The organism is Massilia sp. IC2-476 (assembly GCF_020707295.1).
GTDB lineage: Bacteria > Pseudomonadota > Gammaproteobacteria > Burkholderiales > Burkholderiaceae_D > Telluria.
This window is the reverse complement of record NZ_JAJFER010000008.1, coordinates 1-22,654: the sequence shown is the minus strand read 5'-3', so window position 1 is coordinate 22,654 and position 22,654 is coordinate 1. Positions and strand designations below refer to the sequence as shown.

20 protein-coding genes are annotated in these 22,654 nt (G+C 65.6%); 6 read left to right on the top strand and 14 right to left on the bottom strand.

Going from position 1 to position 22,654, the window contains the following annotated elements:
- Positions 1 to 24 precede the first annotated feature (24 nt).
- The 6 genes from LK539_RS19285 to LK539_RS19260 are packed head-to-tail and all read right to left on the bottom strand — an operon-like array spanning position 25 to position 7,325.
- Positions 25 to 2,124, bottom strand: coding sequence for an Ig-like domain-containing protein (locus tag LK539_RS19285; RefSeq protein ID WP_227802685.1), 2,100 nt, complete (start codon positions 2,122 to 2,124; stop codon positions 25 to 27).
- Positions 2,125 to 2,176: 52 nt separating this feature from the next.
- The gene (locus LK539_RS19280) at positions 2,177 to 4,375 is read right to left on the bottom strand and encodes a type IV pilus secretin PilQ (RefSeq protein ID WP_373889569.1); all 2,199 of its coding nucleotides are present in this window, start codon (positions 4,373 to 4,375) and stop codon (positions 2,177 to 2,179) included.
- Positions 4,372 to 4,908, bottom strand: coding sequence for a pilus assembly protein PilP (locus LK539_RS19275; RefSeq protein WP_227802684.1), 537 nt, complete (start codon positions 4,906 to 4,908; stop codon positions 4,372 to 4,374). The genes LK539_RS19280 and LK539_RS19275 overlap by 4 nt, the downstream gene beginning before the upstream one ends.
- On the bottom strand, positions 4,905 to 5,606 hold the full coding sequence (locus LK539_RS19270) for a type 4a pilus biogenesis protein PilO (RefSeq protein WP_227802683.1): 702 nt from the start codon (positions 5,604 to 5,606) through the stop codon (positions 4,905 to 4,907). Before LK539_RS19270 ends, LK539_RS19275 begins: the two co-directional genes overlap by 4 nt.
- 4 nt (positions 5,607 to 5,610) lie before the next feature.
- Positions 5,611 to 6,264, bottom strand: a complete 654-nt coding sequence (locus LK539_RS19265; RefSeq protein WP_227802682.1) for a PilN domain-containing protein — start codon at positions 6,262 to 6,264, stop codon at positions 5,611 to 5,613.
- Positions 6,261 to 7,325, bottom strand: a complete 1,065-nt coding sequence (locus tag LK539_RS19260) for a type IV pilus assembly protein PilM (protein ID WP_227802681.1) — start codon at positions 7,323 to 7,325, stop codon at positions 6,261 to 6,263. Before LK539_RS19260 ends, LK539_RS19265 begins: the two co-directional genes overlap by 4 nt.
- 353 nt (positions 7,326 to 7,678) lie before the next feature.
- Here LK539_RS19260 and LK539_RS19255 point away from each other — a divergent pair, with 353 nt between their 5' ends.
- Positions 7,679 to 10,015: a penicillin-binding protein 1A gene (locus tag LK539_RS19255; RefSeq protein WP_227802680.1), complete on the top strand. Its 2,337-nt coding sequence runs from the start codon at positions 7,679 to 7,681 to the stop codon at positions 10,013 to 10,015.
- Between the two features lie 150 nt (positions 10,016 to 10,165).
- Here the strand turns inward: LK539_RS19255 and cyaY are convergent, their stop codons facing one another.
- Positions 10,166 to 10,495: an iron donor protein CyaY gene (cyaY, locus tag LK539_RS19250; protein ID WP_227802679.1), complete on the bottom strand. Its 330-nt coding sequence runs from the start codon at positions 10,493 to 10,495 to the stop codon at positions 10,166 to 10,168.
- A 41-nt stretch (positions 10,496 to 10,536) separates the two neighbouring features.
- Here cyaY and LK539_RS19245 point away from each other — a divergent pair, with 41 nt between their 5' ends.
- Entirely contained in the window at positions 10,537 to 10,743 is a 207-nt protein-coding gene (locus tag LK539_RS19245; protein WP_227802678.1) for a lipoprotein, read from the top strand.
- Between the two features lie 8 nt (positions 10,744 to 10,751).
- The gene (lysA, locus tag LK539_RS19240; protein ID WP_227802677.1) at positions 10,752 to 12,026 is read left to right on the top strand and encodes a diaminopimelate decarboxylase; all 1,275 of its coding nucleotides are present in this window, start codon (positions 10,752 to 10,754) and stop codon (positions 12,024 to 12,026) included.
- 98 nt (positions 12,027 to 12,124) lie between these two features.
- Here lysA and LK539_RS19235 read toward each other — a convergent pair whose 3' ends face one another.
- The 4 genes from LK539_RS19235 to LK539_RS19220 all read right to left on the bottom strand — a co-directional run bounded on the left by LK539_RS19235 (position 12,125) and on the right by LK539_RS19220 (position 15,924).
- Positions 12,125 to 12,748: a sulfite oxidase heme-binding subunit YedZ gene (locus LK539_RS19235; protein WP_227802676.1), complete on the bottom strand. Its 624-nt coding sequence runs from the start codon at positions 12,746 to 12,748 to the stop codon at positions 12,125 to 12,127.
- Positions 12,748 to 13,719 carry a protein-methionine-sulfoxide reductase catalytic subunit MsrP gene (gene msrP, locus LK539_RS19230; RefSeq protein WP_227802675.1) on the bottom strand — a complete coding sequence of 324 codons (972 nt, stop codon included), beginning with the start codon at positions 13,717 to 13,719 and terminating at the stop codon, positions 12,748 to 12,750. Before msrP ends, LK539_RS19235 begins: the two co-directional genes overlap by 1 nt.
- Positions 13,720 to 13,852: 133 nt before the next feature.
- Complete coding sequence (locus LK539_RS19225; protein ID WP_227802674.1) at positions 13,853 to 15,241, bottom strand: heavy metal sensor histidine kinase; 1,389 nt, start codon at positions 15,239 to 15,241, stop codon at positions 13,853 to 13,855.
- Positions 15,238 to 15,924, bottom strand: a complete 687-nt coding sequence (locus LK539_RS19220; RefSeq protein ID WP_227802673.1) for a heavy metal response regulator transcription factor — start codon at positions 15,922 to 15,924, stop codon at positions 15,238 to 15,240. Before LK539_RS19220 ends, LK539_RS19225 begins: the two co-directional genes overlap by 4 nt.
- A 121-nt stretch (positions 15,925 to 16,045) precedes the next feature.
- Between LK539_RS19220 and uraH the strand changes: the two genes are divergently transcribed.
- Positions 16,046 to 16,456 carry a hydroxyisourate hydrolase gene (uraH, locus tag LK539_RS19215; RefSeq protein ID WP_227802672.1) on the top strand — a complete coding sequence of 137 codons (411 nt, stop codon included), beginning with the start codon at positions 16,046 to 16,048 and terminating at the stop codon, positions 16,454 to 16,456.
- A 3-nt stretch (positions 16,457 to 16,459) separates the two neighbouring features.
- On the opposite strand, the gene ccsB is transcribed toward uraH, so the two are convergent.
- From ccsB to LK539_RS19200, 3 genes are all read right to left on the bottom strand, one after another.
- On the bottom strand, positions 16,460 to 17,626 hold the full coding sequence (gene ccsB / locus LK539_RS19210) for a c-type cytochrome biogenesis protein CcsB (protein WP_227802671.1): 1,167 nt from the start codon (positions 17,624 to 17,626) through the stop codon (positions 16,460 to 16,462).
- A 21-nt stretch (positions 17,627 to 17,647) separates the two neighbouring features.
- Positions 17,648 to 19,741: a cytochrome c biogenesis protein ResB gene (locus tag LK539_RS19205; RefSeq protein ID WP_227802670.1), complete on the bottom strand. Its 2,094-nt coding sequence runs from the start codon at positions 19,739 to 19,741 to the stop codon at positions 17,648 to 17,650.
- A gap of 173 nt (positions 19,742 to 19,914) precedes the next feature.
- Entirely contained in the window at positions 19,915 to 20,580 is a 666-nt protein-coding gene (locus LK539_RS19200) for a cytochrome c (RefSeq protein ID WP_227802669.1), read from the bottom strand.
- Between the two features lie 158 nt (positions 20,581 to 20,738).
- Here LK539_RS19200 and yihA point away from each other — a divergent pair, with 158 nt between their 5' ends.
- Positions 20,739 to 21,452, top strand: coding sequence for a ribosome biogenesis GTP-binding protein YihA/YsxC (gene yihA, locus LK539_RS19195; protein ID WP_227802668.1), 714 nt, complete (start codon positions 20,739 to 20,741; stop codon positions 21,450 to 21,452).
- A gap of 33 nt (positions 21,453 to 21,485) precedes the next feature.
- Positions 21,486 to 22,493, top strand: coding sequence for a porphobilinogen synthase (hemB, locus tag LK539_RS19190; RefSeq protein WP_227802667.1), 1,008 nt, complete (start codon positions 21,486 to 21,488; stop codon positions 22,491 to 22,493).
- Positions 22,494 to 22,654: the final 161 nt, after the last annotated feature.

The following is a 22,654-nucleotide window of genomic DNA, read 5'->3' as shown; positions in this document are numbered from 1 at the left end:
TGCGTCAAACCGGACCTTGTTTCCTCAGTTGTACTTGAAGGAATAGGTGGTGACGATGCCGCGCGGGGTGCTGATGCTGACGCCCAGGCTGCCGGCCGCGCAGGAAGCGTTCGGCTTGACGTTGACCGAGTGGTAGGTGCCGCCCAGGGCGTTGGTCGACGGAACCTTCGACGGCGCCACGGTGCCCACCGTCACGTTGGTGACGTCGTCGGTTGCGACGGCCGTTTCGGCGGGCATCGGGTTGTTGTTGACGTCGGTGAGGCGGAAGCGCAGGTCGACATCGGAGCAGGCGGTGCCGTTGATGCCTTTCAGGACCAGCGGATCGCCGTCGTCGGCAGTCCAGTCGCGCCATGCGGTGCCGGTCCAGAACTGGCGGATCAGGCGCGGGTGCGAGCCGCTGAACACGACCTCGAAGCTGCGGCGGATGTAGTTCAGGCCCCACTTGCCGTCGCCATCCTTTTTGTAGCTGGAGCTGTTGTACGGGAACGGCAGGTCGCCCTTGGTGCCGTCATGGACGCCGTTGAAGTCGACATCCAGGAACGGGTCGCCCATGTCGCCCAGCTGACCGGTGCTGGCCACCGGGAAGGGCTCGCCGCCGCTCGGGCAGTTGTCCACCAGCGGACGGTACGCGGTGGTGCCGGTGTAGCCGCTGCAGCTGTACTGGCCGTCGCCGTTGACGTCGACGAAGTTCTCGATGCCCTGGACGTAGGCCAGCACGGTCACGCGGCCGTCCAGCGGGCGGAAGGCCTGGCTGCGCAGGTTCACCGAGCAGCCGCCGTCCTTGGTCACGCAGCCGCCCTGGGCCGACGAACCGATGGCGCCGCCTTCGGTCACGAAGTTGATGGCGGTGTTGTCCGACACCGGGTTGCCGTACTGGTCGGCCATCAGCACGGTGATGCTGGTGGTCTCGTTGTCGTATTCCAGGCCTTCGATATTGAACTTGGCAGCGCTCATCGACATCGACTTCTGGATCGGCAGGCCGGTCGAGATGGTCAAGGTGTCGGACAGGCCGCTGATCCGGACGCCGTTGCGGGTCGCCTCGGCGGTCACGCGCACCGGGGTCGGGATGGTGCCCGAGGACACCGTGGTCGAGACATTGCCAGCGGCGTCGGTAGTGGCGCGGGTCGGCGAGACCGTCAGGCCGCCGGTGTTGGTGGTGGCGCTGAAATCGACGTTCACGCCCGGCAGGCTGTTGCCCTGCTGGTCGACCACCCGGAAGCTGATCTGGGCCGCTTCCACGCGGCCCTGGCCGCCCGACCCCTTCAGCACGATCGAGCTGCCGGTCACGCTGCTGCCCACGAACTGGATGGTGCCGATGTTGGCCGGGTCGACGTCCAGGCCGATGGTCTGGACCGACGAGCCGATCGTGGCGGTGATGACGTCGCGGCCGCGCAGGCAGCCGTTATTGGTGTAGGTGGCGCTCAATGCGCCGTTGGCGAAGCTGCCCGGCACCAGCGTGGCGGTGCCGTCGGCCACGCACAGCGACGTCAGCGTCACGCCCGGCGCGGCGCTGGCCGGCTGGCCGCCGGTGGTGACCGGGACCACCAGCGACGCGGTGCTGAAGGCCGGCAGGCGGCTCGGCGGGGCCGGCGAGAAGCTCAGGGCGCCGACAGTCAGCGGCGCGGCGCCGACCGTGAAGTTGGTGCTGGCGGTCGCGGTCTTGCCTTCCACCACCGAGGTGGCGGTGACCGACAGGGCGCCGGCCGAGGTCACGCTGGCCGGACGCACGCTGACGGTGGCGACGCCGTTGGCATCGGTCAGGGCCGACGCGGTCTCCGGCGTGAAGCTCAGCAGGCTGGCGGCGCTGGTGCTGAACTGCACGATGACGCCCGGCGCCGGCTTGCCGGCTGCGGTCAGCACCGACGCCTTCACGGTGGCGCTCTGGGCGCCCGACAGCAGGGTGAGGTTGGCGCCGCTGGCGTCGGTCACGGCGATGTTGATCTTCGGGTCGGCCGCGACCGGGGTGCCGCCAGTGCCGCCAGTGCCGCCGGTACCGGCGCCCGAGCCGGTGTTGCCCGGGTTGCCGCCACCGCCGCCGCAGGCGCTGAGAATGGCAGCCGCGACCGCGATTGCGGTCCAGCGGCCGATCGACGCCAGGGCGCCCTGTTCTGGAGTGTGGTGCATGACTTCTGTTCTTCCTTTTGTTGTGTCGTTGCGATGGTTTTTCTATGCGCGCTCAGCGGCCGGTGGCGGTGGTGTCCGCCACGATCTTCGGCGTAATGAACACCAGCAGTTCGGTCTTGGTGCTTTCGCGGCCGGTCGACTTGAACAGGTAGCCGAGCACCGGCACGTCGCCCAGCAGCGGCACCTTGTTTTCGTTGTTGCGTTCGGTCTGCTGGTAGATACCGCCCAGCACCACCGTGCCGCCGTTCTCGACCATCACCTTGGTCTTCACGTGTTGGGTGTTGATCGCCGGGCCGGCGCGGGTTTCTTCGCCCTTCGAGTCCTTGTTGACGTCGACGTCGAGCACGACGTTGCCGTCCGGGGTGATCTGCGGCGTCACTTCCAGGCGCAGGTTGGCCTTCTTGAAGGTGATCGAGGTCGCGCCGCTGCTGGTGGCGACCTGGAACGGCAGCTCGACGCCCTGCTCGATAACGGCAACCTGGCGGTCCTCGGTGACCACGCGCGGGTTGGAAATGATCTTGCCCTTGCCGTCGGCTTCCAGGGCCGACAGTTCAAGGTTCAGGAAACGGTTGTCGGCCGACGAGAACAGCGAGAAGGCGATGTTGGCCGGATTGATGCCGGCGATCCCCGCCGCCGGCAGGTTCACCAGGGTGGTGTTGGTATAGGCATCGCCCTTGTCCGGCGTCTGCAGGGTGTCCTGGCCGATGCCGGTCAGGTTGCCGCCGATGGCGACCCGGTTGTTGCCGCCGATGCTGTAGCCCTGGTCGCCGCCGCGCAGGGCGCGCATGTCGTTGAATCCGAGCTTGGCGCCGAGGTTGCGCGAGAAGCCGTCGTTCGCTTCCACCAGGCGCGCCTCGATCAGCACCTGCTTGGAGGCGACGTCGGTCTTCTGGATCAGCTTGCGGATGTCTTCGATCTTGGACGCGATGTCGGTCACGAACAGCTGGTTGGTGCGCGGGTCGATGATGGCGCTGCCGCGCTTGGATAGCACGCGGTTCTTGCTGTCGGCGGCGGTCGATGCGCCGCTCGCGTCGAGGCCGAACACGGTGCGGAAGGCCTCGACCTTCTGGTAGTTCAGCTGGAAGATTTCCGAGCGCAGCGGCTCCAGGTCGGCGATCTGGGCGCGCTGCTCGAGCTCGAGCTTTTCCTTGGTCAGCAGTTCTTCCTTGGGCGCGATCCACAGCACGTTGCCGTTCTTGCGCATGTCCAGGCCCTTGGCCTGCAGGACCACGTCCAGCGCCTGGTCCCAGGGCACGTCGCGCAGGCGCAGGGTCAGGTTGCCGGTGACGGAGTCGCTGGCGATGATGTTCAGGCCCGAGATGTCGGCGATCGCCTGCAGCGCGGCGCGCACTTCCACGTTCTGGAAGTTGAACGAGAGCTTTTCGCCGCGGTAGCCGGTGGCGGCGCCGCCCACGCGGTTCGGGTCTTCCTTGACCGGACGCACGTCGACGATCAGCTGGGTGTCGCTCTGGTACACCGACTGTTCCCAGGCGCCCTGCGCATCGATCACCATGCGCACGTTCTCGCCCTGCGAAGTGGTGGTCACGCGCGTGACCGGGGTGCCGAAATCGGTCACGTCGAGGCGGCGGCGCAGCGTTTCCGGCAGGCCGGTGCGCAGGAAGTCGACGATCACCTGGTTGCCGGCCTGGCGCACGTCGACGCCGACCTGGCCGTTCGGCAGGTCGACCACGACGCGGCCTTCGCCGTTGCTGCCGCGGCGGAAGTCGAGGTCACGCAAGACCTGGCGCGCTGCCGGCGCCGGGCTGCTCGCCGCGGGCAGGCCGGCGGCGTTCACGGCTTGCGCCACGCCGCCCGAGCCTTCGACGGTGACGATCACCGACTTGCCGTCGATGGCGGTGGCGTAATTCAGCGCGCGCGCCAGGTTCAGCACCAGGCGGGTGCGCTCGCCGGCCTGGACCAGGTTCAGGCTGCGCACGTCGCCGAGGTTGATGTCCTGGGAGGCCTTGCCGGTAGCATTGCCGGTGGCGCCGAAGTCGAGCGCGATGCGCGCCGGGCTGGTGATCGAGAAGCCGATTGGCGGCTTGCTCGGCGCCTCGCGCATGGCGATGTTCAGCACGACGTTGGCGCCCTGCTGGTTGGCGGTGATCGATTCGATGGCATTCACTGGCAACTGAGCCTGTGCCGCTGCCGCGCCGGCGGCGAGCGTCATCAAGAGGGTCGCGCCACAGCGCGCCAGCCAGGCCGGCACGATGAGTCGAATGGTGCTGCGATTGTTCATGCCTGGGGTCATTTCCCGGTCTCCTTGCTTTCCGCCAGCTCGATCGTCGCCTTGCGTTCGACCCAGTCGCCGGTGGCGTCCTGCACTACTTCCCTGATGTCGATCGCGCCTTCGCTGATGCGCGTGACCAACCCGTGATTCTGTCCGATACGCTGGCCCGCCTTGACCTGGTAGATCGACGCATCGATCTGCAGCAGCGCATAGCTGATGCCGCCCTTCTGCAGCGTGCCCACCATGCGCATGGTGTCGAGCGGGTAGTTCTCGAGCACTTCGCGCGGACGGTTGGCGTCCGGCGCCAGCGGGTTCGGATTGGCCGCGGCCACGCGCGCCATCTCGCCCAGCAGCTTGGCGTCGCTGAACGGTTCGATCGCGCCGCCCGGATTGTAGGCGTAGGGGACGAATTCCTTCGGCTCCGGCAGCGGCTTCACTTTGGGCACGGTCTCGCGCTGGACTTGCTTCATCCAGTCGCGCACTTCCTGGACGTCGCCGTCGCCGCAGCCCGCCAGCAGCGCTACCGCGCCGAAGGTGCACAACAGCCGCTTCATTTCGCCGCTCCCTTGTCTTCCTTGTCCTTGCCCTTGCCCTTCTTCTTGCCCTTGCCCTTCTTGTCGTCGCGCGCCTTCTTCTGCGCGCTGATCTCGTCGGGGTCGAGGTAGCGGAAGGTCTTGGCCACCGCTTCCAGCTGCAGCGCGCCGTCCTTGGACGTCAAGACCATGTTGTTGAGCGTGACGATGCGCGGCAGGTTGGCCATGTCGGCGGCAAAGGCGCCGACGTCGTTGTACTTGCCGCTTACCTTGATGTCGATCGGCAGTTCGGCGTAGTAGTCGCGGACCACTTCCTGGCCCGGCTTGAACAGCTCGAACTGCAGGCCGCGGCCGACGCCGGACTGGTTGATGTCGGACAGCAGGTCCGCCATCTCGGATTTGCTCGGCAGCTGCTTTTCCAGGCGCAGCACGTACTGGTCCACCTGCACCTTCTGCTTCTGCAGGGCTTCCAGGTTGATCGCCTGTGCCATCTTGTCCTTGTATTCCTTGCGCAGGGTCGCTTCTTGGCTGGCGCCCTTCTTCTGCTTGTCGAACTGGCCGTCCCAGTAGAAGAAGTAGCCCAGGCCGATGACGGCCGCCGCCACGCCGGCCGCGCACAGCAGGCGCGGCGCCAGCGGCCACTGGCCGGGCTGGCGGCCCTGCAGGTCCTGGAACTGGGCCGCGAGCTGGGTGCCGAGGTCTTTGAGGTCGATATTCATGATGTCATTCCGCCGACTTGGCGAGCTTGCGCTCGCTCGCTGCGGCCGGCTTGGCGCCCTTGGCGCCGTCGCCCGATCCGGTGTCTTCCTGTTCGCGCAGGCGCTTGATCGCCACGTCCATCTGGAACTCGACGACCTTGCGGCCGTTCTTGCTCTTGTCCTTGTCGAGCGACGAGACCTTCACTTCGGTCAGGTTCGGGCGTTCCAGCCAGGGCGAGGTGCCGGACACGTTGCGCAGCAGTTCGGCGACCCGTTCCTGCGACTGGGCGTAGCCGTTGAGCGTCACCTTCTGGCCCTCCTGGCGGAAGGATTTCAGGTACACGCCCTCCGGAGTCTGGCGCACCAGTTCGTCGAGCAGGTAGACCGGCTGGTTGCGGTCGCCCTGCAGGTCTTCCACGGCCTGCTGGCGCGCCTTCAGGGCTTCGATTTCCTCCTTGAGGGTCTTGATCTCGCCGATCTTCTTGTCCAGTTCCGCGCTGGCGGTTTTCAGCACCAGGTTGCGTTCGTTCTGGACCGCGATGCGGCTGGCGTTCCAGGCGCCGACCAGCAGCACCACGGCGGCGCCGGCGACGCCGCCCGCGGCCAGCATGGCGACAAAGGCCGCCTGCTTCTGCTTGCGCTTCGCTTCGCGGTGGGGGAGCAGGTTAATGCGGATCATCCGAACCTCCGCAGGGCCAGGCCGCAGGCGACCAGGTAGGCGGCGCCTTCGTGGCGCAGCTGCTGTTCGCGCACCAGCGCGCCGTGGGACATGCCCTCGAAGGGCGCCACGATGCTGCTCGGGATGCGGGTGCGGCTGCCGATCAGCTCCAGCAGGCCCGGCAGCGCGGCGCAGCCGCCGGCCAGGTAGAGCTGGTCGATCCGGGTATAGGGCGTCGAGGTGAAGAAGAACTGGATCGCACGCGTGACTTCCAGCGCGGCGCTTTCCAGGAAGGGCGCGAGCAGGTCGGCGCGGTAGCTCTCCGGCAGTTCGTTCGCCTTCTTGCGGGTCTCGGCTTCCTCGAACGCGAGGCCGTAGGCGCGCACGATGTCCTGGGTCAGCTGGTTGCCGCCGAACGGCTGCTCGCGCTCGTAGATGGTTTCGCCGTTCTGCAGCACCGACACGTGGGTGGCCTGGGCGCCGATCTGGAACAGCGCCACGATCTGCTCGGGCTTGGCGCCGGCGACGCGATCCAGGGCTGCGCGCGCGGCGTAGGATTCGATGTCCATCACGGTGGCGGTGAGGCCGGCCGCTTCGGCGATCGCCACGCGGTCCTCGACCTTCTCGCGGCGCGCGGCGGCCAGCATGACTTCCATGTCGTCCTGCGAGTTCGGCGCCTGGCCGATGACGTCGAAGTCCAGGCTCACCTCGTCCAGCGCGAACGGGATGTACTGGCTGGCTTCGGATTCGACCTGCACTTCCAGCTGGTCTTCGGACAGGCCGGCCGGCAGGATGATTTTCTTGGTGATGACGGCGGCCGGCGGCATGCCCAGCGCCACGTGGCGGGCCTTGGTGCCGCTCTTCTTCCAGACGCGGCGCACGGCCTCGGCCACCTGGTCGATGTTTTCGATGTTGCCGTCGACGACCGCGCCGCGCGGCAGCGGTTCGGCGGCATAGCGCTCCAGGCGCAGTTCACCCTTGCCGGCGTCGGCCAGCTCCACCAGGCGGACGCCCGACGTGCTGATGTCGAGCCCGGCCAACGGCGGACTGGACTTTCCGAACAAGGAACCTAGATTGATCACGAGCGTACTCCTTGGCTGCCCTCCCGCGTGCTGCAGGATCTGTGTTGAACGCCCGCGCGGGGATATGTCCTGTTAAATCACTTACTTGGTGCACATATATGAGGCACCGCGTTAGATCGTAGCGAAAAGGATGCACCCCGACAAGATATTTCTATGAGGGAACACAGCAATCCGGCGCATACACGCCACACTCTGGCGCAAGGTGTTATCAGCCCTGCCATGACCCTTATTCCCTTGATATTGCCCTTGTTATTTGTTCCATTGTTTCTGCTTAAGCCCCCGCTCAGCAGTGCGTGTATCGGCCGCGAAACGCGTGACTTATAATGGGACGGTTCAAGGGAGTAAAAACCAGCATGAAAGAGAAACAAAACCAGGGCGCGTCCCCGGCATCCAAGTACAGCCCCAAGCGCCTGATCCTGATGGCGCTCGGCGCCATCACCGGCCTCGCCGTCATCGGCGTGCTGGTGCTCGTGTTCGCGCTCGCGATGGCCTATCCGAACCTGCCCGCACTCGACACCATTACCGACTACCGGCCCAAGATGCCGCTGCGGATCTTCACCGCCGATAACGTCCTGATCGGCGAATTCGGCGAGGAGCGCCGCACCCTGGTGCACTTCAAGGACATCCCCGACGTCATGAAGAAAGCGGTGCTGTCGATCGAGGACGACCGATTCTACGAGCACAGCGGCATCGACTACTGGGGCATCCTGCGCGCCGTGTTCAAGAACGCCACCGGCGGCTCGCGCCAGGGCGCGTCCACCATCACCCAGCAGGTGGCGCGCAACTTCTTCCTGTCCTCGGAGCAGACCTTCAAGCGCAAGGCCTATGAAGCGATGCTGGCCTGGAAGATCGAGAAGAACCTGAGCAAGGACCAGATCCTCGAGCTCTACATGAACCAGATCTACCTGGGCCAGCGCGCCTTCGGCTTCCAGTCGGCGGCCCAGATCTACTTCGGCAAGGACCTGCGCGACATCAGCATCGCCGAAGCGGCGATGCTGGCCGGCCTGCCCAAGGCGCCGTCGGCGTACAACCCGGTGGTGAACCCGAAGCGCGCGGAGACCCGCCAGCAGTACATCCTGCAGCGCATGCGCGACCTCGGCTACATCACGCCGGCGCAGTACGCACAGGCCAAGGACGAGCGCCTGAAGATCAAGACCGACAGCACCGCCTTCGGCGTGCACGCCGAGTACGTGGCCGAGATGGCGCGCCAGCTGGTCTACGAGCAGTTCAAGGAAGACACCTATACCCGCGGCCTGAACGTGTTCACCACCATCACCAAGGCCGACCAGGACGCGGCCTACCTCGCGGTGCGCCGCGGCGTGATGGAGTACGAGCGCCGCCATCCCTACCGCGGCCCGGAATCGTATATCGAGATCCCGCGCGACAAGGCGGAAGCCGACGAAGCCATCGAGGCCGAGCTGGCCGAGCATCCGGACAGCGACAACATTGTCGCCGCCATTGTGCTGCAGGCCTCCCCAACCAAGGTGCGCGCCACCATCGCTTCCGGCGAGAGCATCGACATCACCGGCCAGGGCCTGGGCTTTGCCAAGGCATGGCTGTCGGAGAAAGCGGCCCCGAACCGCCGCCTGCGCCGCGGCGCGGTGATCCGCGTGATGCAGGACGACGAATCGAACTGGGTCATCACCCAGATGCCGGAAGTGGAATCGGCCTTCGTTGCAGCCAGCGCCGAGGACGGCGCCATCCGCGCGCTGGTGGGCGGCTTCGACTTCAACCGCAACAAGTTCAACCACGTGACGCAGGCCTGGCGTCAGCCGGGTTCCTCGTTCAAGCCCTTCATCTACTCGGCCTCGCTCGAACGCGGCCTGTCGCCGGCGACCGTCGTCAACGACGCCCCGATCAGTTTTGACGCCGGCCAGACCGGCGGCCAGGCCTGGGAGCCGAAGAACTACGACAACAAGTACGAAGGCCCGATGACGATGCGGCGTGGCCTGACGCAGTCGAAGAACATGGTTTCGATCCGCATCCTGAACAAGATCGGCGCGCGCTACGGCCAGGAATTCGCGACCCGCTTCGGCTTCGACGCGGACCGCAACCCGGCCTACCTGACGCTGGCGCTGGGCGCGGGTTCCACCACGCCGCTGCAGATGGCGGGCGCCTACGCCGTGTTCGCGAACGGCGGCTACCGCATCAGCCCCTACATCATCTCGAAGGTGACCGACAGCGACGGCAAGGTGCTGTCCGAAGCGCGCCCCGAGCGCGCCGGCGTCGAGGCCAACCGCGTGATCGACGCGCGCAACGCCTTCCTGGTCGACAGTATGCTCAAGGACGTGGTGCGCTACGGTACCGCGACCAAGGCGCTGTCGCTCAAGCGTCCCGACATCGCAGGCAAGACCGGCACCACCAACGACTCGATCGACGCCTGGTTCGCCGGCTACAACCCGAAGCTGGTGGGCATCGCCTGGATCGGCTACGACCAGCCGAAGAACCTCGGCAACCGCGAGACCGGCGGCGGCCTGGCCCTGCCGATCTGGATCGGCTACATGGGCAAGGCGCTCAAGGGCGAGGAGGTCGTCGAGCGCGAAGTGCCGTCGGGGCTGATCCTGGCGAATGGCGAGTACTACTACGCCGAGACGCCGCCGGGCACCGGCGTGGCGGCCCTGGACGTCGGCCCGCCGCCGGCCCCGGCCGAGCAGAAGCAGCGCGACGCGGTGAGGAACGAACTGTTCTGATTTGACCGTTTGGTAAAAAAATGGCAGCCCGCGGGCTGCCATTTTGCTTCTGCATTTGTAGGGTGGGCGGCTCTGCCGCCCACGCGGCAATGTCGACGATGATTGACCGCGTGGGCGGAAAACCCGCCCACCCTACAGGATTGCGGCCATTCAGCCCAGCGCCACCGGCGCTCCGCCCTGCTCCGTCACGTACTGCGACAGCGCGGCGAACAGCTCGGAATTGTCGCGCGTGTTGCGCCACTCGTCGCCGACGCGCTTGTAGTGGTAGCCGCCCGAGCGCGCCGCCACCCACATTTCCTGCAGCGGGGCCTGGCTGTTGACGATGATCTTGGTTGCATTGCGCAGGAACTCGACTTCCAGCACATTGCCGCTGCGCCGGCATTCGACATCGACCACGTCCTCGTCGTTCAGCTTGTCCAGGCATTGCTCGATGCGGTCCAGGGTGCTTTCGGCCAGCGCCAAAAATTCGGTTTCGGTCATGCTACACTCCAAAGTCTGCTAAATAAAACCCCATTCTAATCGTGAACTCCACCATCGCACGCCGCATCTTGCCGATTGCCGGTGCTGGCCTTGTTGCCGCGCTGCTGTCCGCCTGCGGCCAGACGGGTCCGCTCTACATGCCGAACCCGCCCGCCAAGCCGGCACCAAGCGCCACCGCCGCCGCCAATCCGCAGCCTGCCCAGCCAGTTCCATCGAATAACGCCTCCACCCCGGCTCCTACCAGATAAGCTTCCTCATGTCGCACTTCCAGTACCAGAACGGCGTCCTGCACGCCGACAGCGTCGCCCTGTCCGCCATCGCCGAAGAATTCGGCACCCCGACCTACGTCTATTCGAAATCCGCATTGCTGGAGAACTTCGGCGCCTACGCCGACGCCTGCAAAGGACGCGACGCACTGGTGTGCTACGCAATGAAGGCCAATTCCAACCTGGCCATCCTCGACCTGCTGGCGCGCGAAGGCGCGGGCTTCGACATCGTCTCGGGCGGCGAACTGCTGCGCGTGATCGCGGCCGGCGGCGATCCCGGCAAGACCATCTTCTCGGGCGTCGGCAAGACCGTCGAGGAGATGCAGCTGGCGCTGGAAAAAGGCATCCTGTGCTTCAACGTCGAGTCGATTCCCGAGCTGCACCGCCTGAACGAAGTGGCCGGCAGCATGGGCAAGCGCGCCCCGGTGTCGCTGCGCGTGAACCCGAACGTGGACGCCAAGACCCACCCCTACATCGCCACCGGCCTGAAGGCCAACAAGTTCGGCGTCGCCTTCGACGACGCGCTCGAGACCTACCGTGCAGCCGCCGCGCTGCCGAACCTGGACGTGGTCGGCATCGACTGCCACATCGGCTCGCAGCTGCTGGACGATGCGCCGCTGCTGGAAGCGCTGGACAAGCTGATCGAACTGATCGACACGCTGGGCAGCGAAGGCATCACCCTGCACCACCTCGACATCGGCGGCGGCCTGGGCGTGAACTACGGCGCCGAAGGCGACAAGCCGCCGGTCCCGGTGGGCGACTACCTCGGCCGCCTGTTCGCCCGCATCGACGCCTGGCGCGCGGAAAAGCACGGCGGCCAGCCGATCAAAGTGATCTTCGAGCCGGGCCGCTCGATCGTGGCCGACACCGGCGTGCTGCTGACCAAGATCGAATTCCTGAAGCCGGGCGTGGAAAAGAACTTCGCCATCGTCGATGCGGCCATGAACGACCTGATGCGCCCGACCCTGTACCAGGCCTGGATGGGCGTGCAAGAAGTACAACCGCGCGAAGGCGACAAGCTGACCTATGACGTGGTGGGTCCGGTGTGCGAATCCGGCGACTGGCTGGCGCGCGAGCGTGAGCTGAACGTGGAGCCGGGCGACCTGCTGGCGATCATGACGGCCGGCGCGTATGGCATGACCATGGCCTCCAACTACAACACCCGGGGCCGCGCGGCCGAGGTGATCGTCGATGGCGACCGGGTCCACCAGATCCGCCAGCGCGAGAATCCGGCGGACCTGTTTGCGCTGGAATCGATGCTGTAGGGTGGGCGGGTCTTCCCGCCCACGCGGTGATTGTTATCGCCTGACTCACCGCGCTCGATGATCTCGCGGCCGGTTGGTGGGCGGCGAAGCCGCCCACCCTACGAAACCGCGGCCTGCGTCTTCTTCGCGTAGGCCCAGTACACCCGCAATCCCAGCAGCGCTGCCACGATCAGGCCAAAAATGATCGGCTGCTCGAAATCGTTCTTCCCCGCCTTCATCCACCAGTAATGCAGGATGCCCAGCGGCGCGATCACGTAGATCAGGCGGTGCAGCCACTGCCAGCGCTTGCCGCCGAGGCGCTTGATCATGCCATTGGTGCTGGTCGCCGCCAGCGGAATGAGCAAGACAAAAGCGATGAAGCCGACGGTGATGAAGGGGCGCTTGACCACATCCTTCAGCATCGCCGCGATGTCGAAGAAGTGATCGAACCAGAAGAAGCAGGTGAAGTGCACCAGCGCGTAGAAAAAAGCGAACAGCCCCAGCATGCGGCGCAGGCGCACCACCCAGTTCCAGCCGGTGAAACGGCGCAGCGGCGTCACGGCCAGCGTGATGCACAGGAAGTACAGGGTCCAGTCACCCGTGCCGCGCGTGAGGAACTCGAGCGGCTCGACAGGCACACCCTGGAAGACCAGCCAGGCCATGCGCAGGAAGGGCAGCAGCGCCAGCACGAACACCAGCGCCTTGATGCCCCCGACCTGTTTGCTCGAAGGTGTGAAGGCCATCAGAAGAACTTCTTCAGGTCCATGCCGCTGTACAGTGACGCGACCTGGTCGTAGCCGTTGAACATGAGCGTTTTGCGCTTCGGCTTGAAGAAGCCGTCCTCGCCGATGCGGCGTTCGCTGGCCTGCGACCAGCGCGGGTGGTCCACGTTCGGGTTCACGTTCGAGTAGAAGCCGTATTCATTGGGCGCCGAGTCGTTCCAGGCGGTGCGCGGCTGGCGGCTCACCAGGCGGATCCGGACGATCGACTTGGCCGACTTGAAGCCATACTTCCAGGGCACGATCAGGCGTACCGGCGCGCCGTTCTGGTTCGGCAGCACCTGGCCGTACATCCCGACCGTCAGCAGCGTGAGCGGGTGCATGGCCTCGTCCATGCGCAGGCCTTCCACGTAGGGCCAGTCGAGCACGGGGCTGCGCAGGCCCGGCATCTGGCGGTTGTCGGCCAGGGTGATGAATTCGACGTACTTGGCGTTGGCCGTGGGTTCGACCTGCTTCAGGAGGTTCGACAGCGAATAGCCGACCCAGGGAATCACCATCGACCAACCCTCCACGCAGCGCAGGCGGTAGACGCGCTCTTCCAGCGGCGCCAGCTTGAGGATGCGGTCGATGTCGAGGGTGACGGGCTTTTTCACTTCGCCCTCGATCGTCACCGTCCATGGGCGGGTGCGCAGGGTATGCGCGTTCTCGACCGGGTCGCCTTTGTCAAGGCCGAACTCGTAGTAATTGTTGTAGGAGCTCGCGTCCTTGAACGAGGTCTGCGCTTCCTGCGTGGACAGGGCCGCATTGCGGGTGGCGGCCAACTTCGTGCCTTGGGCGAAGGCTTCGCGGTTGGCCATCTCCCAGATGCCGGAGCCGACCGCCGCGGTGGCAGCGATGCGGGCGATGAATTGACGCCGGCCTTCATAGATCTCGCGCGGCGTGATCTCGGACGGATACGGGAGATCGATCCCGTTCGGATTGCGTTTGAAAAGCATGCTTGACTCCGCTACAGAGAGAGAGACTTCAGGTTACACCAGCCGGCTTAGGCGCACGTTAGCGTCGGCTGCCGCCCGGCAAGGATGAGGTCCGGCACGCTGGACAAAAGCGCGTCAGCCCCCGCCCGGCGCCTCACCCGGTGGAAAAGGCAAGGATAAAACAGGTATCGGCACCGTTCGACTGCACCGTTGCTTTGCCACCGTGCAAGTTCAAGATGGCGCTGACGATGGACAGGCCCAGTCCCGTCGAGCCTTCCGCATCGCTGCGTGCGCTGTCGACGCGGTAGAAGCGGTCGAACAGGTGGTCCAGGTGCTGGCGTCCAATTGCGGCGCCGGTATTCGCAACGCTCAGCTCCACGGCGCCGGAGCGCGTTTCGGCATGCAGCCTGATCGTGCTGCCCGCATCCGCGTGGCGCACCGCGTTCGAGACCAGGTTGGCCAGTGCCCGCCGTACCAGCGCCGGATCGGCGGCGAAGCGGCCTTCGCCGCTGCACGCCAGGTGCAGGCCGCGCTCCTCTGCCATGCCTTCGAAGAAGTCGGCGACCCGCTCCAGCTCCTCCAGCGCCACGACCGGCTGGCGCGCCAGCACGACTTCGTCCTGGCCGGCGCGCGCGAGGAACAGCATGCTCTCGATCATGCGCGCCAGGCGCTCGAGTTCCTCGATGTTCGAGGCCAGCAGGGCTTCGTACTCCTCGCGGCTGCGACCCTGCCCGAGCGCGACCTGGCTCTGCCCGATCATGTTGGTCACGGGCGTCCTGAACTCGTGCGCCAGGTCGGCCGAGAAGCCGGACAGGCGCGCATAGCCATCTTGCAGGCGCTGCAGCATGGCGTTGAAGGCATCGATCAGCGGGCGCAGCTCGGCCGGCGCCGCACCGATGTCGAGGCCTTGCGCCAGGGTGCCCGGCTTGATCAGCGCCGCATGTTCGGCAACCTTGCGCAGGGGGCGCAGGCCGCGCCGCAGCATCAGGGCCGCCAGCGCGGCGGCGAGCAGGGCGCCGGCCGCGCACGCGGCGAGGATATGGCTGCGGTAGCGCGCGAACATGGCGGTGCGTTCGGCATAGGCGCGCGCCACCACCACCGCTACCTGCGTGCTACCCAGGCGGGCGCTGCCCGCGACGACCCGGCCGGGAATGCCTCCCGTAGCCGTCCAGCCGGCGATGGCGTCCGGCCCAGGCGCCGGCCCGGCCTGCGGCGGCACGGGATAACGCTCGCCGCGCGGATTGATATCGGCCAGCACCACGCCGCCCGGCCCTGTGATGCGCACCAGCGAGTTCTCCTGGCCGCTCATGGTGTCGCGGAAAAAATCGGGTTGCGCCGCCAGCAGTTCGGCCGCGCCCGGGCGGCCAAGCACGATCTGCACCTGGCGCAGCTTGCCCAGCAGCTGCAGGTCGTCGCGGCGCGTGATTTCGGCCACGAAGGCGCGGTACAGGTAGATGCCGAGGCCCGCCGCGGTTAGCGCGACGATCAGCACGAAGGCCAGCGTCACGCGCAGGGTCAGGGAATCGCGCCAGGAGGTCGTCATGCCGGGGCCTGCACGTCGCACACATAGCCCATGCCGCGCCGCGTGTGGATCAGCTTGTGGGCATAGGGGTCGTCGATCTTGCGGCGCAGGCGGCGCACGGCGGCGTCGATGACGTTGGTATCGCTGTCGAAATTCATGTCCCAGACCTGGGACGCGATCAGGGCCCGCGACAGCACCTGGCCCTGGCGCCGCGCCAGCAGGTGCAGCAGCGCGAATTCCTGGGCGGTCAATGGAATGGTCTCGGCGCCGCGCCGTACGCGCCGGCGCAGCACATCGATCTCGAGGTCGGCGATCCGGATCAGTTCTTCCTCGCGCACGGGGCCGCGCCGCAGCAGGGTGCGGATGCGCGCCACCAGTTCCACGAACGCGAAGGGCTTGACCAGGTAGTCGTCGGCGCCCAGTTCCAGTCCGCGCACCCGGTCCTCGACCTCGTCGCGCGCCGTCAGGAACAATACCGGGATCTGCTCGGTATCCGGATTGGCGCGCAGGGCTGCGAGCACCTGCCAGCCGTCCATCCGCGGCAGCATCACGTCCAGCACGACCAGTTCGATCTCTTCGTCGCGGGCGATGGCCAAGCCCTCGCGGCCATTGCGCGCCAGGCGCACCGCAAAGCCGGACTCCAGCAGCCCGCGCTGCAGGTAATCGCCGGTCTTCGGCTCGTCTTCGATCACGAGAATGCTCATGGCCCCATTCTATGCCGAAGGCCTGCGGCCAAACATGACGGAACTGTCATCTGGCGGTCAGGCTGCCGTCGCCAGGCGCATGCGAGGATGGCGGCTTTCCACATTCGACAGGAGTAGCAGCATGCGATTGATCCGGCAACTCACCCTGGCCGCCCTGCTCGGCGCCGCCAGCATCGCGGCATCCGCCGCGCCGAACCCACTCAGCGTCCACGTGCTCGATTTGCAGAGCGGCCAGCCGACGGCCGGCATCCGGGTGACGCTGGAGCAGCGCGAGGGCGCCGGATGGCGCGAACTGGCAAGCGGAGTGACCGATGCGCAGGGCCGCATCCAGGCCCTGTATCCGGAAAACGGCAAGCTGGCGGCGGCCGACTACCGTATCGTCTTCCAGACCGGCGAACACTACAAGCGCCGCGGACAGGCCACGTTCTTCCCGCGCATCCCGGTCGAATTCACCGTGGACGCGCCGGCGCAGCACTACCACATTCCGCTGCTGCTGAGCCCCTTCGGCTATTCGACCTACCGGGGCAACTGAGGCTTACAGTTCGCCGTAGGAGTGCAGCCCGGACAGGAACATGTTCACGCCCAGGAAAGCGAAGGTCGTCACCAGGAGGCCCACCACCGACCACCAGGCGGCCACGCGGCCGCGCAGGCCCGACATCAGGCGCATGTGCAGCCAGGCCGCATAGTTCAGCCAGACGATCAGGGCCCAGGTTTCCTTCGGGTCCCAGGACCAGTAGCCGCCCCAGGCCTCGGCGGCCCACAGGGCGCCCAGGATGGTGGCGACGGTGAAGAAGGCAAAGCCGACCGAGATCGACTTGTACATCACATCGTCCAGCACCTCAAGGCTTGGCAGGCGGTCGGCCAGGATGCCGTGCGATTTGAGCAGGTAGGCGGTGCCCACCATGGCGGCCAGCGCGAAGGTGCCGTAGCCGATGAAGTTGGCCGGCACGTGGATCTTCATCCACCAGCTCTGCAACGCGGGAACCAGCGGCTGGATCTGGGCGGCGTCGCGCGACACCGTGTACCACAGCAGGAAGGCCACCGCGGCTGCGATGATGAGCAGCACGAAGGGCCCGAGCTGGCGGGTTGCATAGCGCCCTTCATAGTACAGGTAGAACATCGCCGTGATCAAGGAAAACAGGATGAACACTTCATACAGGTTCGACACCGGGATGTGGCCGACGTCCGGCCCCATCAGGTAGGACTCGAACCAGCGCACCATCATGCCGACCCAGCCCAGCACCACGGCCGCCCAGCACAGCTTGCTGCCGACCGAGCCGCCGAAGTTCGACCTGCCGGCCAGGCCCACCCAGTAGAAGACGGTCGAGAACACGAACAGTGCACTCATCCACAGGATGGCGGACTGGCTCGACAGCATGTACTTCAGGAAGAATTTCTGGTTGGCGGCATCGATGGCCCCGCCGTACAGCGAGATCGCCCACAGCGACAGCACGGCCACCAGCGGAATCAGCCAGCGCACCGGCTTCCAGTGCCAGCCCAGCAGCGCGAAGGTCGGCGCGCTCAGGACCAGGATCACCTGCTCGTAGATGTCCATGTGGTGGGCGTAGCGGTTCAGCGCGAACAGCGCCGCCGCCAGCAAGCCGGCGCCGAACAGCCAGTCGATCGCGTTCAGGCTGCGGAAGAAACCCGGCTGCTGGACATAGGCCTTGGTCTGGCCGGTGGATGCTTGCGACAGTTCCATCTTGGTCTCCTTGCCGCGGCATCAAGCCGGCTGCGGCAGTTTTTCTTTCAAATCGTCGAATTCGCGCTCGAAGTCGAGGGTCTTGCGCTGGGTGCTCATGGCCATCAGCGCATGCGCGCCATCGGCGCTATCGCGCACCCACACCCACATGCGCCGCTCACGAATATAAAACATTGCGAACACGCCCGCCACCAGCAGCAGGCAGCCGAGGTAGACGATGCCCTTGCCCGGCGAGCGGGTCAGCTGCAGCACCGAGGCCTTGACCTCCTCGAATTCTTCCAGCTGCAGGAACACCGGGGCGCCGTAGAACACACTGTCCGACAGCGCATTGGTGGCCAGCTGCAGGTAGCGGCCGTGGGTTTCGGTTGGTGCGACCTCCGGCAGTCCGGCGCGCACGTTGGCGGCCTGCCACAGCTCCCACAGGGAGCCGTTGAGCATCTTCATGAAGATGGCGGCGGCCTTTTCCTGGTCTGCGGCCGGGATCTTTTCCAGGAACTGCGACACGCCCATGAAGCCGCCGCGGCCGCCCTCCCCGGCGAAAATCGCCAGGGTGCGCGCCGCCGATTCTTCCAGCTGGCCCGTGAGTTCGCCCTGGCTGCGCTGTTCCGGCCCCAGCGCGCGCCCTGCGTAGCGCCTGGCCGCCTCCTGCCGCAGCGCGGGATCAGCCAGGGCCGCGCGCAGGCGCATCCAGGTGCGCACGCTGTATTCGTCGTCGGCCGGGATGCGCAGGAAGCTGAAGTTTTCGGACGGATTGCTGCGCACGCCGGCCAGGTAGACCTGGGCACCTTCGAGCGTTACCGGCTGCATGTAGTTCAGGAATTCGCGCGCCTGGCCGGTCTTGTCGCGCAGCTTGTACTGCACGCTGGGTCCGACATTCTTGAGGTCCTTGGTGTCGGCGATTTTCGCCGCCGAGCCGGACGCCTTGCCGAGGGTGGCCGCGAACTGTTCGTTGAACGAAGTGTTCTTGGCCACCGCACGCGCATCCTGGCCGGCGGCGACGTTCTCGACGTTGAAGGGACGGAAGCCCGACCACTCCACCGACCAGGTCTCGCCGCCCTGCTTCAGTTCGGTGGCCGAGCCGACCGTGCCGGCGATCTGGAAAGGTTTGTCGCCGGTGCCGCTCATCGGGAAGCCGGTGAGCTTGAGCTTGCTGCCGCCATCCTCGAAGCTGGACTGGTAGACAGCCACGCCCTTGTAGATCAGCGGGTGGTTGACCTTGATGGTGGCCGGGAAGGTCTTGCCGGTTTCCGGGTCGTGCACGACGACGTCGCTGGCGAACAGCTTGGGCATGCCGGTCGAGTAGAAATCGATGTGGAATTTCTTCAGCTGGATCGAGAACGGCAGTTCCTGCACCAGCACGCCCGAGGCTTGCGGCAGCAGCGCGGTATTGCTGGTCTGGCCCTCGGCGATCAGGGTATTGCCGCGGAAGGTCGGGTTCGAGACGCTGAGGCGGTGTTGGGCCGGGATGTCGGCGATCACGCCGCTGCCGCCGAAAGGCGTCTTGCCCAGGAACCACTGCTGGAACTTGACCGGCAATTCGGAATCGAGCATGCCGCCCAGCAGGATCACGATGATGGAGGTGTGCGCGAAGATGTAGCCGAACTTGTTGCCGGCGCCCTTCTTGGCCGCCACCAGGATGCCCTTGTCCTTCTCGACCAGTTTCACCGCATAACCGGCGTGACGCAGGCGCTCGGCGGTCTGGCCGGCCAGCTGGGTGCGATCCAGCGGCGCTTCCCATTCGAGCTTGTGGTGGAAGTTGCGCAGCGACTCTTCGCGCACGTTCTCGCGCCAGCTGCGCATGTCGCGGATCATCTTCGGCGCATTGCGCACCACGCACAGCGCCGTGGACACGATCAGGACGACCAGGATCAGCAGGAACCACCAGCTCGAGTACACGCTGTACAGGCCGAGCTTGGCGAAGACCTCGAACCAGAACGGCCCGAACTGGTTCACGTAGTTCGGCATCGGCTCGTTCTGCTTGAGCACGGTGCCGATGACCGAGGCGATCGCGACGATCGTCAACAGGCTGATGGCGAAGCGCATCGAGGACACCAGCTCGACCGCTTCGGCGAACCCGCGGCGGCGGGTGTTCAGTTCAATTCCGGTGGTACTCATGTTCTATCTCTACAACGCCCGTGAAACTCAGCAAATCCGCTAGAGCATACCGCAGTTGTAGGGTGGGCGGGTCTCCCGCCCACGCGGTGATAGGTAGGGGATGATGTGTCGCGCCAATGCTGGCGGGAGTTGAACGCGTGGGCGGGAAACCCGCCCACCCTACGAAGCGCTGCTTACTTGAGGCCCGCGATATAGTCCGACACCGCCTTCATTTCTTCCGGCGACATGCGCTGCGCGAGCGTGGTCATCTGGATGCTGTTCTTGCGGGTGCCGTTCTTGAAGGCATCCAGCTGGGCATAGGTGTAGTCCTGGTGCTGGCCCGACAGGCGCGGGTACTGGGCCGGGATGCCGTTGGCGGTGGCGCCGTGGCAGCTGGCGCAGGCGGCGACGCCCTTCTCGGCGATGCCGCCGCGGTAGATCTTGCGGCCCAGCTCGACGGTGTCCTTGTTCTTGGCGGCGCCGGCTTTGGGTTTCTGGGTCGACAGGTAGGCAGCGATGTTGCGCTTCTCGTCGTCCGTCAGCATCTTGGCGTAGGTCGTCATGATCGGCTGCTGGCGGTTCGGGGTGGTGAAGTCGACCAGCTGCTTGTGGGTGTAGGCATCGATCTGGCCGGCCAGCTTCGGATTGGCGACGATGGTCGAGTTACCGGCGGCGCCGTGGCAGGACATGCAGGCGGGCAGGCCGCGCGCGGCGTCGCCCGAATCGTAAAGGGTTCCACCCTTGGCCGGGTCGGCCTTGGCGACGGCAGTATGCGGAGCATCGGCGGCGGACACGGTAGCGCCCAGGGCCAGGCTTGCAACCAGCAAGGACTTCAAAAGCGGAAACGTCAAACGATTCATTCAAGCACCCTGAAAAAGTCAAAAACAGATTTTGGAATTTACAGTGAAACAGTGCAGCGGCCTTACTGGTGCTCCCCGGGGGAGCATCGATCAACCCCTTATTGTACAATAGCTTTGTTTCCGTATCGCCATTCCGTTGTCATTTAAACCTTCCCCTTATGTCCAAACTTTGGCAAGCCCGGTTCTTCACGACCGTTAACCAGTTGCGCGATCTCCCGGGCACCCAGGTTCCCGAAATCGCCTTCGCCGGGCGCTCGAACGCGGGCAAATCCACGGCGATCAATATTCTCACCAACCAGAAGGGCCTGGCCTTCGCGTCCAAGACGCCCGGCCGCACCCAGCACATCAACTATTTCTCGATCGGCGGCGCCCACGTGGGCCAGCACCGCAAGGACCCGACCATCGTCGAGGAAATCCAAGCCCTGCTGGTTGACCTGCCGGGCTACGGCTATGCCGAAGTGTCGGGCACGGCCAAGCTGCACTGGCAGAAACTGCTGGGCGACTACGTCCAGCGCCGCGAACAGCTGGCCGCGCTGATCCTGATCATGGACTCGCGCCGCCCCTTCACCGACCTCGACGTCCAGATGCTGGAATGGTTCGCCCCGACCGGCAAGCCGATCCACTGCATCCTGACCAAGGCCGACAAGCTCAACCAGAACGAAAAGACCAACGCCCTGCGCCAGGCGCGGCAAATCCTCGACAGCTATGTCGACGAGGAAGGCGAAGGCTTCCCCTTCACCGTGCAGCTGTTCTCGGCCCTCAAGCGCATCGGCATCGAGGAAGCGGACGCCAAGATCCTCGAGCTGCTCGGCCTGGACCAGGACGACGACGCGCCGGACGCCGACACGGACGAAGATTCGGATTCGGAATAATCCCGGGTTTGCCGGGACAACATTGGAACTGACATGACCATCATCACTCCCGCCACCTACCCTGCCGCCCGCATGCGCCGCATGCGCCGCGATCCATTCTCGCGCGCCCTGATGCGCGAAAACGTCGTCACCCCCGCGGACCTGATCTACCCGGTCTTCATCCTTGACGGCGAGAACCAGCGCCAGCAGGTGGCCTCGATGCCGGGCGTGGAGCGCGTCTCGGTCGACCTGCTGCTGAAGGTCGCTGAAGAGGCTGTGGCATTGGGCATTCCGATGCTGGCCCTGTTCCCGGTGGTGGACGCGTCGCTGAAAACCTACGATGGCGTGGAAGCCACCAACCCGGAAGGCCTGGTGCCGCGCGCCGTGCGCGAACTGAAGAAGCGCTTCCCGGAACTGGGCATCATGACCGACGTCGCGCTGGACCCGTACACGACCCACGGCCAGGACGGCCTGCCGGACGAGAACGGTTACATCGTCAACGAAAAGACCATCGAGATGCTGATCCGCCAGTCGCTGGCCCAGGCCGAAGCGGGCGTTGACGTGGTGGCGCCCTCGGACATGATGGATGGCCGCATCGGTGCGATCCGCAACGCGCTGGAAGCGAACGGCCACATCCACACTCGCATCATGGCCTACTCGGCCAAGTACGCCTCCGCGTTTTATGGCCCGTTCCGCGACGCGGTCGGCTCCGCGGCCAACCTGGGCAAGGCGGACAAGAACACCTACCAGATGGACCCGGGCAACAGCGACGAAGCCCTGCGCGAAGTGGCGCTCGACCTGGCCGAAGGCGCCGACATGGTGATGGTCAAGCCGGGCATGCCCTACCTGGACGTGGTGCGCCGCGTGAAGGACGAATTCAAGGTGCCGACCTTTGCCTACCAGGTCAGCGGCGAGTACGCGATGCTCAAGGCGGCGGCGCAGAACGGCTGGCTGGATCATGACAAGGTCATGATGGAGTCGATGATGGCATTCAAGCGTGCCGGCGCAGATGGGGTGCTGACCTATTTTGCGTTGGAAGTCGCGCGGAAGTTAAAGGCTTGATTGGCTTTCAGCAGAAATGAAAACGGCGCTCAATTGAACTGACCCCCAAAAGTTGGACACAACTTTTGGGGGTTTTTCATGACCAAGTACAGTGAGCAATTCAAGCTCGCGGTTGTCCAAGACTATCTAGCCGACAGCTCTATTGGGTATCGTGGGATCGC

Excerpts from the sequence above, each read along its gene's own strand:
- LK539_RS19285 (WP_227802685.1), bottom strand. The coding sequence starts at position 2,124 with ATGCACCACACTCCAGAACAGGGCGCCCTGGCGTCGATCGGCCGCTGG.
- LK539_RS19280 (WP_373889569.1), bottom strand. The coding sequence starts at position 4,375 with ATGACCCCAGGCATGAACAATCGCAGCACCATTCGACTCATCGTGCCG.
- LK539_RS19275 (WP_227802684.1), bottom strand. The coding sequence starts at position 4,908 with ATGAAGCGGCTGTTGTGCACCTTCGGCGCGGTAGCGCTGCTGGCGGGC.
- LK539_RS19270 (WP_227802683.1), bottom strand. The coding sequence starts at position 5,606 with ATGAATATCGACCTCAAAGACCTCGGCACCCAGCTCGCGGCCCAGTTC.
- LK539_RS19265 (WP_227802682.1), bottom strand. The coding sequence starts at position 6,264 with ATGATCCGCATTAACCTGCTCCCCCACCGCGAAGCGAAGCGCAAGCAG.
- LK539_RS19255 (WP_227802680.1), top strand. The coding sequence starts at position 7,679 with ATGAAAGAGAAACAAAACCAGGGCGCGTCCCCGGCATCCAAGTACAGC.
- cyaY (WP_227802679.1), bottom strand. The coding sequence starts at position 10,495 with ATGACCGAAACCGAATTTTTGGCGCTGGCCGAAAGCACCCTGGACCGC.
- lysA (WP_227802677.1), top strand. The coding sequence starts at position 10,752 with ATGTCGCACTTCCAGTACCAGAACGGCGTCCTGCACGCCGACAGCGTC.
- LK539_RS19235 (WP_227802676.1), bottom strand. The coding sequence starts at position 12,748 with ATGGCCTTCACACCTTCGAGCAAACAGGTCGGGGGCATCAAGGCGCTG.
- msrP (WP_227802675.1), bottom strand. The coding sequence starts at position 13,719 with ATGCTTTTCAAACGCAATCCGAACGGGATCGATCTCCCGTATCCGTCC.
- LK539_RS19225 (WP_227802674.1), bottom strand. The coding sequence starts at position 15,241 with ATGACGACCTCCTGGCGCGATTCCCTGACCCTGCGCGTGACGCTGGCC.
- LK539_RS19220 (WP_227802673.1), bottom strand. The coding sequence starts at position 15,924 with ATGAGCATTCTCGTGATCGAAGACGAGCCGAAGACCGGCGATTACCTG.
- uraH (WP_227802672.1), top strand. The coding sequence starts at position 16,046 with ATGCGATTGATCCGGCAACTCACCCTGGCCGCCCTGCTCGGCGCCGCC.
- ccsB (WP_227802671.1), bottom strand. The coding sequence starts at position 17,626 with ATGGAACTGTCGCAAGCATCCACCGGCCAGACCAAGGCCTATGTCCAG.
- LK539_RS19205 (WP_227802670.1), bottom strand. The coding sequence starts at position 19,741 with ATGAGTACCACCGGAATTGAACTGAACACCCGCCGCCGCGGGTTCGCC.
- LK539_RS19200 (WP_227802669.1), bottom strand. The coding sequence starts at position 20,580 with ATGAATCGTTTGACGTTTCCGCTTTTGAAGTCCTTGCTGGTTGCAAGC.
- yihA (WP_227802668.1), top strand. The coding sequence starts at position 20,739 with ATGTCCAAACTTTGGCAAGCCCGGTTCTTCACGACCGTTAACCAGTTG.
- hemB (WP_227802667.1), top strand. The coding sequence starts at position 21,486 with ATGACCATCATCACTCCCGCCACCTACCCTGCCGCCCGCATGCGCCGC.